The sequence below is a fragment of the Fluctibacter halophilus genome (assembly GCF_020687825.1).
Classification (GTDB): Bacteria; Pseudomonadota; Gammaproteobacteria; order Enterobacterales; family Alteromonadaceae; genus Fluctibacter; species Fluctibacter halophilus.
On sequence record NZ_JAJEWP010000003.1, the window covers coordinates 73,105 to 85,105 of the forward strand.

The window sequence follows — 12,001 nt, forward strand, 5'->3', positions numbered from 1 at the left end:
GCGGTTCCTTATTTTTTGGTTTTTGTCAGGCGTCCGGTGCTTTGACCACGGTGCCATCTTTCATGACAAAATGGATCTTCTGCATCAGGGTGATGTCTTCCAATGGGTTGCCGGGCACGGCCACCAGGTCTGCCAGCTTACCACTTTCGACACTGCCTAAACGTGCTGATTCGCCGAGCAACTGCGCACCGTGCCAGGTGGCACTACGAATCGCCTCCATCGGGCTCATGCCAGCGTCGACCATCAGTTTGAATTCAAGTCCGTTGTCGCCATGGGCCGAGACACCGGAGTCGGTGCCAAACGCAATCTTGACACCGGCTTTGTGCGCCCTGGCGAATGTGTCCAATATCAGTGGGCCGATGGTGGCCGCTTTGGGACGCACCAGTTCCGGGAAAAATCCGTCGATTTTGGCTTTTTCTGCAACCCAGTTGCCAGCCATGACGGTCGGCACATAGTAGGTGCCGTGCTTCTTCATCAGCGCCATGGTTTCGTCATCCATGTAGGTGCCGTGCTCAATCGAATCCACACCGGCTCGAATGGCCCGCTCCATGCCTTCCTTACCGTGCGCGTGCACAGCGACTTTCATGCCGTAGTCCTTTGCCGTATCGACAATGGCTGCCAGCTCATCATCCATAAACTGTGGGTTCTGGCCGCTTTTCGCCACGCTGAGCACACCGCCAGTGGCGGTGATTTTGATCAAATCCGCACCGTCTTTATAGCGTTGACGTACCGCTTTTCGCGCATCGGCAATACCGTTGATGACGCCCTGCCGAGGACCGGGATCACCCATCAGATCAGCACTCCTGCCGTTGGTGGGGTCCGCATGACCGCCGGTGGTCGCTATTGACTTGGCTGCAGTGAATATCCGTGGCCCCCTGACCTTGCCTTGGGCAATGGCATTGCGTAGGGCGACGGTTTCATTGTGACTATCACCGAGGTTACGGATGGTGGTGAAGCCGGCTTCAAGGGTGCGCTCGGCATACATCACACCATTAATCGCATAGTCAGCTTCATTCAGTGTGAAGCGTTCCATATAACTGCGTGCACCATTGTGTTGGGAGCTGATATGAGTGTGCATGTCCATCAGACCCGGCATCAACGTCGCATCTTTCAGATCGATAACATCATCACCTTTCGCAGGTTGACGGTAGCCCGCTTCAATGCCGGCAATGGTATTGCCATCGATGATAACGGTCACACGTTGATGGGGTTGATCCTGCTGACCATCGATCAGCGTGCCGGCGTGGATCAGGGTTGCCCCATGGGCAGACAAGTGTGTCAGAGTGGCAAAGCCCAGTGCGAACAACGGGCGACGAAGTGAGGTCATGCTTTGTTTCCTGAAGGTGAAAAGAAAACTCACAATAGGTGAAAGGTTGACGGTGGTCAAAATCACTCATCGCAAATTGTGCTAAGGTAAACGTACCCGATGCCTTGAAAATTGGGTTTTTTGGTCGATACCCTTATCATCTCAGGGCAAAAAGCCATTCCTTACAGTACAGTGTTGCAGTAGTCATCAGGAGTTATCCATGCGCAGAGGTCAACAGGTCATTGATCAGGAAGTCGATTATCCGGCGTCCAGAGAACTCGTTTCTACCACCGATAAACGGGGCATCATTACATATGCCAATCCGGATTTCTGCGCGGTGGCCGGTTATGATGTCGAAGAATTGGTGGGTAAAAACCATAACATCGTACGCCACCCGGATATGCCGAAAGCCGCGTTTGCGGATTTGTGGGCCACACTGGAAAAAGGTAAACCCTGGCGTGGGATGGTGAAAAACCTGTGCAAGGACGGCCGTTACTATTGGGTGGATGCCTTTGTTACGCCTATGTTTGACGGTGATACGCTGACCGGCTATCAGTCGGTACGGGTCAAGCCAGAACGCGCGATGATCAAGCGTGCAGAAACCCTCTATCGGCGCGTCAACCAACAGCAATCCATCACCGGTTTTCATCTCAGTGGCGCGGCCAAGCACGCTGCGGCCGGTGGACTATGGGTGGTGTTGCTGGCCTTAAGTGCCTGGTTTGGAAGTGGCTGGCTGGCCCTTGCCGTCGCCATCGTCGGTGCCGCGCTGGCAGTGCTGTACAAACAGGAAATTTTCGATTTACCGGCGTTGTCCAATCAATGGTTGGCAGACTATGACAGTGTCAGTCGGTTGGTCTATGCCGGCACGGGCCCGGCGAGTGTGTTTAACTATGCCCTTGGCATGCAACAAGCTAAGAGTCGAACCCTGGTTGGTCGAATGATCGATGCGGGTAAAGGCTTGCGGGGGATTGCCTCGGACACGGTCAATGCGGCTGACCAGACGGCGGTTGGAATTGAACAGCAATATCAGGATGTGGACACCATCCGTCGCGCCATCAATCAGATGTCGGAAACCTTCGAAGACATCGTCAATAGCAGCGGTGATACGGCCGAGAAAGCTGCCGAGACACAGCAGAAGTGCATCGATGCGCAAAGCCTTATTCTGAAAAGTCGCGACCTTATCACTGTGTTGGCTGAAGATGTTGACAAGGCGGCCTCGTCAGCCGATACCCTGGTCAGCGAAGCGGACCGTGTGGCCAGCAATATGGATGAAATTGAAGCCATCGCTGACCAGACTAACCTGTTGGCACTGAATGCGGCGATTGAAGCCGCCCGTGCCGGTGAAAGTGGTCGTGGTTTCTCGGTGGTTGCTGATGAAGTACGCGCCCTGTCAACCCGTACACAAACCTCAACCGGACATATCTATGACAGCCTGAAAACCATGCGCACCACATTGGATGCGTGGGTGAAAGCCATGCACACCAGTCGAGATCAGGCCATCGAATGCGCCGAGCAAGCCGCCACATCGGCAGACTCCATTGAACAGATCAATGCCATGATGGTGGATGTGACCCGTTTCTCTGAGAATATCAAGCAGGCCAATAACCAGCAGCAGTCACGTTGTCAGGATATCGGCAATAACATTGACTCTATATTGGAAGTGGCGGACAAGAATCAGCATGTGGCACAAAGTATGAGCGATTCAGCTAACGCATTACAGGATGCGGTCAACAAACTGACGGGCATCTCCAAGTCATTCCACTAGTCCTGCGGCGCAAGTTTGCCAAGGGGATAGGCAATGCCTGCACTGTGAATGACCAGATGCGGTTCGCCGTTGAGTTGTTGGGGGGTGCCGGCTTCCACCAGCTGATAGTAGACATTCTGATGCAACCGCGCCCACAGGTTGCGTCTGACATTGACATAGGGCAGCTGCTCGCCGGTGACCCTGTCTTGTTGCAATGCCAGCGGGTGAGTAGCATCGATCACGACCGGATCGTCGGTATCGGTGAACATCATTAAGTTATCGTCCTGCCAGCGCCACTGGGTGATCAACAAGGGTACATCTTCAACCTGGATACCAACCTTTTCCACCGGGGTTACCAGGAAGTAATCATCACCTTCCCGTTTCAGTACGCTGGCAAACAGTTTCACCAAGGCTTTTCTGCCGATTGGAGAACCCATATATAACCAGCGACCATCGTGTTTGATGATCAAATCGATGTCGCCACAAAATGGCGGATCCCACTGTTCCACCGGGGGCTGTTTGGCAGCATGGTTTGCCAGTTGTTGCTGCAGCGTAGACAGATCCATGACTATTGTTGAATGATCGCTTTCAGCTCACGCAGCTTGGCTTTTATCCGGCGCATGTTTTCAGGCCCGGTGCGCAGTAGTTGCTTCTGCACTGCCGAGAGGTTTTCTAAGCGCTCATTGCGGTATTTGTACATCACGCTGTCGGTGTAGACCTCTACGGGAACCGGTACTTCTGGTGTGTCCAGCAGGTGGTTGATGGCATCAACCAGGACGTAGTCAAAGTTGTCATCCGGATCGCCGATCTCAGCGTACACCTCGCGTATCGCCGGTTTGTAGGTGCGATAAAGATCAATCAGCTTTTCATTATCCAACCCTTCCAACACGTCGACATAGGGGGTGTAACGTTTATAACTGGCAGCGTCGATCCATTCTTTGTCCGCTTGTTGATAGACCCGGAAACTGTGTTCCGGGGGATTCATCAAGCGGAACCGGGGGGCGAGTGTCCCGTTGGCCATATTGGTGGTCTGCACCACAAAACGACGCAGCAAATCATCATTAACCAGCAGTGCAGCGGCCGTCTCGTAGTCGGTCATCTCCAGCACCAGGGTTTTCAGTGTGCCATCACTGGTATCCAGCGGTTCAGGCTCCAGCGGTTCTTCGATGGGCTGAGGATCAGGCTGCGTGACGGGCTCCTCAAAGGTGGGTTGTGGTTCGGTTTCAATCGGTTCGGGTTCTGCCAGCGTCGGCTCGGGAGCCGGCTCAGGGCTCTGTGCTACGGGCACGTTGACCGGTTCAGGTTGAGATGACTCCTGCAACCAGAAAAAGCCTGCGATAATCACCAGTACAATCAGCACGACGGCAATGATATGGGGAACCAGTGACTTTTTATCGGCCATTTCTTCGCTCATTTTCTCTCCTACTCACAGCGTGCGGTCAACATATAAAACAATAGGTTACTGCTTACACTCAGACAACAGATTACGGCAATAATTCTTAATCGGCACTGAATGCCCAAGTTTAAGTCTAACAATATCTGGACGCTGGACAGGCCTGGATTGCAGGCGTAAACTGGTCTGACAACTTTTTGTTAACTTTTTATTTACACGGACGTTGCCATCGTCCAGCGAGCGTTAGAAACCATGACAATCATTCTGTATGCCATACCGGCTTTCTTTGTCCTTATAGGTATTGAGTTGCTGTTGGAAAAAATCAAGGGCACGGATTATTACCGCGTCAATGATGCAATCAACAGTTTGTCCATGGGGGTATTGAGCCGCATGGTTGCTTTGATGAAGCAACTGGTGCCATTGACGTTTTATGTGCTGGCGTTTGAACATCTGGCCTTGTTTGATTGGCCTGATGTGTGGTGGACCTGGCTGGCCGCGTTTGTCATCTACGACTTCTTCTATTACTGGAACCACCGCATGGGGCACGAAATGAGCCTTTTGTGGGCCGCCCATGTGGTGCATCATTCCAGCGAAGAATACAATCTCACCACCGCCCTACGTCAAACCTCAGGCAGTGTCTTCAGCTGGATATTTTACCTGCCGCTGGCCGTGCTGGGTTTTGAGCCGGCACTGTTCATCGCGGTGGGAGCATTGAATCTCGTCTATCAGTTCTGGGTGCATACCCGTCATGTGCCCAAACTTGGCTGGTTTGAAGCCGTGTTTGTCACGCCGTCTAATCATCGGGTTCATCACGCACAAAACCAGATTTACCTGGATCGCAACTATGGTGGCGTGTTTATCCTGTGGGATCGCTGGTTTGGTACCTTTCAGGAAGAGTTGGATGACCAACAGCCTATCTATGGCGTGCGCAAGGCGTTACACAGCTGGAACCCGCTATGGGGCAACGTGCAGGTGTATACCCAGTTGTGCAAAGATTCGTGGCGCACACAACGGTGGTCAGACAAATTCCGGGTCTGGTTTGGTCGTACCGGCTGGCGGCCGGATGATGTGGCGAAGGCCTATCCGCTTCCCCGGGTTGATCTCAACACCTTCACCAAATACGACACGCCCATGTCGCTGACGGGCAAAGCCTATGCAGTGGTGCAATATGTGCTGATGACCGTGATCGCGTTGGCCTTCATGCTCAATGTGAGCGCGATCAGCACGGTGTCACAAATTGGACTGGCGGTATTTGTCGCCCTGTTCAGTGTGTCACTGGGGTGGATGATGGAAGGACGTCGATGGGCCTGGTGGACGGAAGGTGTAAAAAACATCATGATCCTTGCGATGCCTTGGTGGTTGGGTCTGCCTGACCCCCTGCTGTGGGCCTTGAGTGGGCTGAGTGGTGGCAGCCTGTTGTTGGCGCTACTGGCCGGCAAGCAGCGCAACGCAGACATCCAAGCGCAGACGATGCAGTCGGCAGAGTTGAACCACTAGCGACGATTCCCCGTACACAAGATACTTCGGTTAACGCGGTATCTTGTGTCATGTTTCAATACCAAATCCTGATGGCGTCACCTGACACTGTCATCGACCTGCTCGACGTTCAATCTTTTGAAATGGGCATTTACCTGGTACGTTTGACCATCGGATCCAAGTCCGCTCTGGTGTATGATGGTGATGTACCGATGCGCTTCAAATCCAGCCAGCACATTCGTGAGGCATTCAGTGGCATTGCCGTCAGGGCCGCTTGCATGACCCACGACTCGCCCTACGATGAAATGATCGGTAACCCCAGTAGTTCGCTTACGTCACGGTTACCCTTTTCAATGGTGCATCCTTACTGACAGCAGCGCAGCACATTTCACGCAAGAGGACGCTATGCAATATCTACATACCATGGTTCGGATCAGTGATGTGAACGCATCGCTGCGGTTTTATTGTGATGGACTGGGGCTACGAGAAGTCCATCGTGTCGATAATGAAAAGGGGCGCTTCACGCTCATTTTTCTCGCTGCTCCTGAAGACGAGAGCCGCGCAAAACAACAGCAAGCGCCGCTGTTGGAGCTGACCCACAACTGGGACCCGGAGTCTTACACGGGCGGGCGCAATTTTGGTCACCTGGCGTTTCGGGTTGACGACATCTATAAGGTTTGTGAGCACTTGCAATCAATGGGGGTTACCATTAACAGGCCTCCCAGAGATGGTCATATGGCGTTTGTGCGCTCGCCGGATGGCATTTCCATCGAACTGTTGCAGGCTGGCGAAGCCCTTGAACCCAGTGAGCCCTGGGTCTCGATGGAAAACAGCGGTAGTTGGTAGCAATGCAGGGTTACGGGTTCCCTGACCCTGTTGGATCGAGATTGTAATGGGGCAAGTAGCGTTGTAACCATTTGGCCATTTCCTGACGTGAGATGGCAAATTGCTCATACACCGCTTTTTTCCATCCCCGTTTGTCCATACCGGTTCGACGGCAGGCCTTTACGAACGCCTCCACAACGTCACAATTTACCCGCTCAACGGTTTTGTGGCAGGCGTTGCGCCACACATCTCCGTTCGGCTGGACACCCGGCAGTGAATTGATGTGGTAGAAGCCGTCTGGCAGCTTAATGGCGGCCGAAGGTGCTGGCCGTTGAAGCATCAATCGCTCCAATCCCCTGACGGCAACCGGGTCTTCGTAGACAGCGCCAAAGCGGGTACGCATACCTTCACAGTGGGCCAACACGGCAGGTTGCTTACCCTGACGCTTCAGGATCCATTGATCAAAGCGCTGATGTGCCCGTCGCAACAACGACGGGGTGTTGTGCTGGGTGGGGGCTGGTAAGTCGCCATGGGCGACTTTTTTTTCAATTTCATGCAACAACGCCTGGGTTTCGCGGGCATCAAAACCTCGCTGCACCACACTCGATTCCCAGGCTTGCCACAAACGTTCTAACGCAGTGTCCGCCGACATGGGCATTGTCCTCTTAACCGTGTGTCTGGGTTTATAAGACACACAGGGTAAAAAGGATCGTTTTTATCCCTCAGCAGTGATCGGAAATTCCCGTTCCTGCAACTGGCGGCGCCAAGCATGGGTCGCCGTCACCATGTTGGCCAGTGCCGGACGTACTTGCGGCCACTGGCGGGTTTTCAGCCCACAATCGGGATTGACCCAGATGCGTTGCGCGTCGAGATGCACAAGCAACAGACTGATACGCCGTTCGATGTCTGCAACCGATGGCACGCTGGGTGCGTGAATGTCATACACGCCGCAGCCCATTTGAGCGCGTACTGGCAGGTTGGCGATCTGTTTGAGCTGCTGGGCATCCAGCCGGGCTGTTTCCAGTGAAATCACGTCGACATCCATTGCATCAATTGCATCACCAATGTCTTCAAACCGGGCATAGCACATGTGGGTATGAATTTGCGTGCTGTCAGCCACGCCGCTGGTGGCCAGGCGGAAACTCGCCACTGCCCAAGCCAGATAGTCACTGTGTGCGGATTGCCTGAGTGGCATACCTTCCCGCAGCGCAGGCTCATCAACCTGAATGATATGGATCCCGGCTTGTTCCAATGCGCCAATTTCAGCCCGCAACGCCAGGGCGATTTGTTCGGCGACCTGCCAGCGTGGGCGATCCTGCCGAACAAAGGACCAGTTGAGGAGCGTTATCGGCCCGGTCAGCATGCCTTTGATTGGTTTGTCGGTGAGCTGCTGTGCAAAGTGCGCCCACTTTACCGTAATCGGCGCTGGCAACTGAACATCGCTATGCAGGATGGGTGGCCTCACACACCGGGAACCGTAGGATTGCACCCAGGCACTGCGGCATACTGCGAAGCCATCAAGGTGTTCGGCGAAGTATTCAACCATGTCAGTGCGCTCTGGCTCGCCATGTACCAGTACGTCCAGACCACACTGTTCCTGTTGCCGGATGCATTCAGTGATGTAATCCTGCATGCCCCGCTCATACGCGTGATCGTCAATCGCTCCCTGTCTGAATTGGTGTCGCAATGCCCGTATCTCTGGTGTCTGAGGAAATGATCCGATGGTGGTGGTCGGTAGCACCGGTAAATTGAGGCGGGCTTGCTGCAGCGCCCTGCGTTGATTGACCGGCTTGCTGCGTTGCAGCAACGCGTCGTCCCAGCGAGGGGTTGGATGCGTTGCTGTTGTGGATGTCGTTGCCGCTTGCGTGGCGTCTGGCGCGAGCAGGCACTGTTTGATGTGCACCAGTTCATCCAGTTTCTGTACCGCAAACGCCAGTTGTTGGCGAACCTCGTCGGGTAAGTCCTGCGCCAGTGTCAGATCGTGCGGTACGTGCAGCAAGGAGCAGGATGGCGCCAGCCAGATATCCCGGTTTTGTTGTTGATACAGGGGCTGCAACCATTGCAGTAGGGCATTGACGTCGCAACGCCACACATTACGCCCATCGACCACACCCAGGCTCAGGGTCACCGTGTCCGGCAAACAGTCTGCTGCCCAATGTGCGTCGTCCGGGCCGTGGCTACAATCGATATGCAGGCCCTGTATAGGGAGGCTTGCAATCAAGCTTCGGTTATCTCCCAAAGTACCGAAGTAGGTGGTCAAAAGGCGCTTAATCGGCAGGTTGTTAAGGTGCTGGTAGGCGTAGCGAAATGCCATTTGCCATTCACCATCGAGTTCCGTACACAGGATGGGTTCGTCCAGTTGTACCCATTCCACACCCAGGCGGTGCAATTGTTGCAGCAGCGTGCTGTACTGCACCAGCAAGCTGTCCAGATGCGCCAGTACGGATGTGTTGTCTGTACTGCGACCTGACGCCAGATAAGTCAGTGGGCCCAACAGCACCGGCTTGGCCAGATAGCCTTGTTGGCGGGCGCGTTGCACCTGTTGGATCAACGACTGGCTGTGCAGCTCAAATTGGGTATTGGCATCGAATTCCGGTACCAGATAATGGTAGTTGGTGTTAAACCATTTGGTCATTTTTGCCGGTTTGCAATCGGGCAGATGGTTGGCCAGCGGATCCCGTCCCCGTGCGCTGCGAAAATAGTGGCTTAGCGGATTAACCCCCGGTGCACAGGCACGAATCGGAAGATTGCCAAACAGGGCACTGGCGTCCAGGACGTGGTCGTACAGCGAGAAATCGCCGACCGGCAGCCAATCCAGGTCTCGTTGCTGTTGCCAGTGTGTGTCCCGCAGTTCCAGAGCGCGAGACTGCAACGCCTCGGCTGACAAGTCTCCCTGCCAGTAGTCTTCCAGAGCAAATTTGAGTTCTCGCTGAGCGCCGATGCGCGGAAAGCCAAGGTTGTGGATGTATAGCATGTTAGTCGTCCTCCGTGGTGAAGGTGCAGACTAACAATGGCAAAGTATTAAAAATAACGATATAAATTCAGTAATACATGAAAATTGGTCATATATTATGTTGGAAAGACACCATCTTGCCATTCTGGAGGCCACCGATCGTCTGGGCACGCTCACCCAGGCCGCAAATGCCTTGTGCCTGACCCAGTCGGCTCTGAGTCACGGCATTAAGAAGCTAGAGGGGCAATTGGGCGTGGCGCTGTGGGAACGTGACGGCCGCCGACTGCGTCTGACCGCCGCCGGACGGCATGCGCTCGCTTTTGCCCAGCGGATGCTGCCACAATTCGCTGATTTGGAAAATGATCTGGCCCAATATGCTAAAGGTTTGCAGGGGTCGTTGCGTATTGGTATGGAGTGTCATCCTTGTTATCGCTGGCTGGTGGGGGTGATGCAGCCTTTTCTGAGCGCGTGGCCGAAAGTCGATATTGATGTGCGTCAACGCTTTCAGTTCGGTGGCCTGGGGGCATTGCTGGGGCATGACATTGATTTGTTGGTAACGCCTGATCCGGTCTACAAACGCCAGCTGCAGTATACACCGGTATTTGATTATGAATTGGTGTTAGTGGTTGCGGCGAACCACCGCCTGGCGGACAAGACCCATGTGGAGCCTCGGGACTTGGGGCCAGAAACCTTGTTTACTTATCCGGTAGAAACCGCTCGCCTGGACATTTTCAGCCAGTTTCTCAACCCCGCCGGTGCCAGTGTCTACCGACACACGCCTCTGGAGGCAACCGATGTGATGTTGCAGTTGGTTGCTAATGGCCGCGGTATTACCGCCCTGCCCCGTTGGCTGGTGGAAGAGTACCAGCCACGGCTGTCATTGAAGAGCTTACGTCTGGGTCAGGACGGGCTGTTCAAACAGCTGTTTGTGGGTATTCGTCAGAGTGACCGGGACGTCCCCTACATTCAGGCCTTTATTCAACACGCTCGGCCGGATTCAGTGCCCTTGGTCGCGACATGACTCATGGTGAAACTCCAGTTCAATGGTGGTGTGAGCCAGATCATAGGGAGCCAGCACTTCACTCACGCGCTGTTTGATCAGACTAACCTGATCGAGGTCACAACCTTCGACAAGCACAAGGTGGGCGGTTAATACATGGTGTTCACCATCCAACGACCAGAAATGCAGGTGGTGGACATCCTCTATGCCGTCAAGGGCGGTCAGCGCGCCCCGAATACGAAGTCGATCGTCACGGTCCGGGGTGGCCTGCAGGAACAACTGCACCGTATCCCGTAAAGTGCGCACCACATTGACCAGAATGAAAACGGTAAACGCGATCGACAGTAACGGGTCGAGAATGGGCAAGTCGACGAACATCAGGGTTATCGATACGATCAGTACTGCAACCCAGCCGAGTACGTCTTCCAGTAAGTGCCAATTCAGTACCCGCTCGTTGAGGGATTTTCCGGCACTCAGTTTAAACGCGGCATAACCGTTTACGGCGATGCCGAACACCGCCAGTAACGCCATGCCTTCTGTCACCGGCATTTGTGGGTCGGCCAGACGAGGAATGGCTTCACTGATCACCCACAGAGAGCCAACCAGCAGGATCACACTGTTGACTAATGCACCGAGCAGCGCAAAGCGCCGGTATCCGTAGGTGAACTGTGCCGTCGCCTGTTTGCCGCTGATGGTTTGCAGCAACCAGGCTGTACCAATCGACAAACTGTCACCCAGATCGTGTACCGCATCGGCCATGATGGCGGTACTGTTGGTCAACCAGCCACCGATGAATTCAATGATGGTAAATGTCACATTGAGGAAAAATGCCCAGCCAATCCGTTGGCTCGCTGTTTCGTGATGATGATGGTGGTGATGGTGATGGTGATGCATGTCGATCCCGTTAACCCTGATTCTGAGCGCGTCTGATGATGCGTTTTAAGGCCGGGCGGATGGGCATCGGCCGAAATGGACTGACGTTACTGCCCCCAGTGTTTCCCCGCGGAAGCCATCCCAACCATGTTTTACTCAAAGCGCCTACCAGTCGCAGACATTGACCGCGTACTTCGCGCCATTGACGATGCTGCCCGGCCAGCGCGAGCATGCGCCAATGGGCAACCCAATGCCAGTAGGTAGACAATTGACCCAGCACATGGGCATCCTCCAGATGCCTGAAGGCCGCCGCATAATTTCCTTGTTGTTGAGCCTGACGCGCGGCGTCCAGTGTGTCGCGTACCGGTGCTGCGATAGCTCGGCTGAAGGCTGACATAGCCCCTCCCGATCAGTTGATAACATATTCACTT

12 protein-coding genes are annotated in these 12,001 nt (G+C 54.3%); 5 read left to right on the top strand and 7 right to left on the bottom strand.

Going from position 1 to position 12,001, the window contains the following annotated elements; translation table 11 throughout:
* Positions 1–25 precede the first annotated feature (25 nt).
* Entirely contained in the window at positions 26–1,327 is a 1,302-nt protein-coding gene (locus LJ739_RS11955; RefSeq protein WP_229160815.1) for a metal-dependent hydrolase family protein, read from the bottom strand.
* A gap of 199 nt (positions 1,328–1,526) precedes the next feature.
* Here LJ739_RS11955 and LJ739_RS11960 point away from each other — a divergent pair, with 199 nt between their 5' ends.
* Entirely contained in the window at positions 1,527–3,071 is a 1,545-nt protein-coding gene (locus LJ739_RS11960; RefSeq protein WP_229160817.1) for a methyl-accepting chemotaxis protein, read from the top strand.
* Here LJ739_RS11960 and LJ739_RS11965 read toward each other — a convergent pair.
* Positions 3,068–3,616 carry a DUF1285 domain-containing protein gene (locus LJ739_RS11965; RefSeq protein ID WP_229160819.1) on the bottom strand — a complete coding sequence of 183 codons (549 nt, stop codon included), beginning with the start codon at positions 3,614–3,616 and terminating at the stop codon, positions 3,068–3,070. The genes LJ739_RS11960 and LJ739_RS11965 overlap by 4 nt on opposite strands.
* A gap of 2 nt (positions 3,617–3,618) precedes the next feature.
* Positions 3,619–4,464 carry a DUF3014 domain-containing protein gene (locus LJ739_RS11970; protein WP_229160821.1) on the bottom strand — a complete coding sequence of 282 codons (846 nt, stop codon included), beginning with the start codon at positions 4,462–4,464 and terminating at the stop codon, positions 3,619–3,621.
* A gap of 231 nt (positions 4,465–4,695) precedes the next feature.
* On the opposite strand from LJ739_RS11970, the gene LJ739_RS11975 reads away from it, so the two are divergent.
* The 3 genes from LJ739_RS11975 to gloA are packed head-to-tail and all read left to right on the top strand — an operon-like array spanning position 4,696 to position 6,765.
* The gene (locus LJ739_RS11975; protein WP_229160823.1) at positions 4,696–5,940 is read left to right on the top strand and encodes a sterol desaturase family protein; all 1,245 of its coding nucleotides are present in this window, start codon (positions 4,696–4,698) and stop codon (positions 5,938–5,940) included.
* 50 nt (positions 5,941–5,990) lie between these two features.
* Positions 5,991–6,290 carry a DUF6482 family protein gene (locus LJ739_RS11980; protein ID WP_229160824.1) on the top strand — a complete coding sequence of 100 codons (300 nt, stop codon included), beginning with the start codon at positions 5,991–5,993 and terminating at the stop codon, positions 6,288–6,290.
* A 34-nt stretch (positions 6,291–6,324) separates the two neighbouring features.
* Entirely contained in the window at positions 6,325–6,765 is a 441-nt protein-coding gene (gene gloA, locus LJ739_RS11985) for a lactoylglutathione lyase (protein WP_229160826.1), read from the top strand.
* 10 nt (positions 6,766–6,775) lie between these two features.
* On the opposite strand, the gene LJ739_RS11990 is transcribed toward gloA, so the two are convergent.
* On the bottom strand, positions 6,776–7,396 hold the full coding sequence (locus LJ739_RS11990; RefSeq protein WP_229160827.1) for a hypothetical protein: 621 nt from the start codon (positions 7,394–7,396) through the stop codon (positions 6,776–6,778).
* A 63-nt stretch (positions 7,397–7,459) separates the two neighbouring features.
* Positions 7,460–9,718: a 5-methyltetrahydropteroyltriglutamate--homocysteine S-methyltransferase gene (gene metE, locus LJ739_RS11995; RefSeq protein WP_229160828.1), complete on the bottom strand. Its 2,259-nt coding sequence runs from the start codon at positions 9,716–9,718 to the stop codon at positions 7,460–7,462.
* A gap of 97 nt (positions 9,719–9,815) precedes the next feature.
* Between metE and LJ739_RS12000 the strand changes: the two genes are divergently transcribed.
* Entirely contained in the window at positions 9,816–10,718 is a 903-nt protein-coding gene (locus LJ739_RS12000; RefSeq protein WP_229160829.1) for a LysR family transcriptional regulator, read from the top strand.
* On the opposite strand, the gene LJ739_RS12005 is transcribed toward LJ739_RS12000, so the two are convergent.
* Both LJ739_RS12005 and LJ739_RS12010 read right to left on the bottom strand, forming a co-directional pair.
* Positions 10,695–11,591 (bottom strand): cation diffusion facilitator family transporter, encoded by an 897-nt coding sequence (locus LJ739_RS12005; protein WP_229160830.1) that lies wholly within the window; start codon positions 11,589–11,591, stop codon positions 10,695–10,697. The two genes, LJ739_RS12000 and LJ739_RS12005, sit on opposite strands and share 24 nt — an antisense overlap.
* 10 nt (positions 11,592–11,601) lie before the next feature.
* Positions 11,602–11,967: a DUF3703 domain-containing protein gene (locus tag LJ739_RS12010; protein ID WP_229160831.1), complete on the bottom strand. Its 366-nt coding sequence runs from the start codon at positions 11,965–11,967 to the stop codon at positions 11,602–11,604.
* Positions 11,968–12,001 lie beyond the last annotated feature (34 nt).

Coding starts and splice junctions, on each gene's coding strand:
- LJ739_RS11955 (WP_229160815.1), bottom strand. CDS start 1,327: ATGACCTCACTTCGTCGCCCGTTGTTCGCACTGGGCTTTGCCACTCTG.
- LJ739_RS11975 (WP_229160823.1), top strand. CDS start 4,696: ATGACAATCATTCTGTATGCCATACCGGCTTTCTTTGTCCTTATAGGT.
- LJ739_RS11990 (WP_229160827.1), bottom strand. CDS start 7,396: ATGTCGGCGGACACTGCGTTAGAACGTTTGTGGCAAGCCTGGGAATCG.
- LJ739_RS11970 (WP_229160821.1), bottom strand. CDS start 4,464: ATGAGCGAAGAAATGGCCGATAAAAAGTCACTGGTTCCCCATATCATT.
- LJ739_RS11960 (WP_229160817.1), top strand. CDS start 1,527: ATGCGCAGAGGTCAACAGGTCATTGATCAGGAAGTCGATTATCCGGCG.
- gloA (WP_229160826.1), top strand. CDS start 6,325: ATGCAATATCTACATACCATGGTTCGGATCAGTGATGTGAACGCATCG.
- LJ739_RS12010 (WP_229160831.1), bottom strand. CDS start 11,967: ATGTCAGCCTTCAGCCGAGCTATCGCAGCACCGGTACGCGACACACTG.
- LJ739_RS11965 (WP_229160819.1), bottom strand. CDS start 3,616: ATGGATCTGTCTACGCTGCAGCAACAACTGGCAAACCATGCTGCCAAA.
- LJ739_RS12005 (WP_229160830.1), bottom strand. CDS start 11,591: ATGCATCACCATCACCATCACCACCATCATCATCACGAAACAGCGAGC.
- LJ739_RS12000 (WP_229160829.1), top strand. CDS start 9,816: ATGTTGGAAAGACACCATCTTGCCATTCTGGAGGCCACCGATCGTCTG.
- metE (WP_229160828.1), bottom strand. CDS start 9,718: ATGCTATACATCCACAACCTTGGCTTTCCGCGCATCGGCGCTCAGCGA.
- LJ739_RS11980 (WP_229160824.1), top strand. CDS start 5,991: ATGTTTCAATACCAAATCCTGATGGCGTCACCTGACACTGTCATCGAC.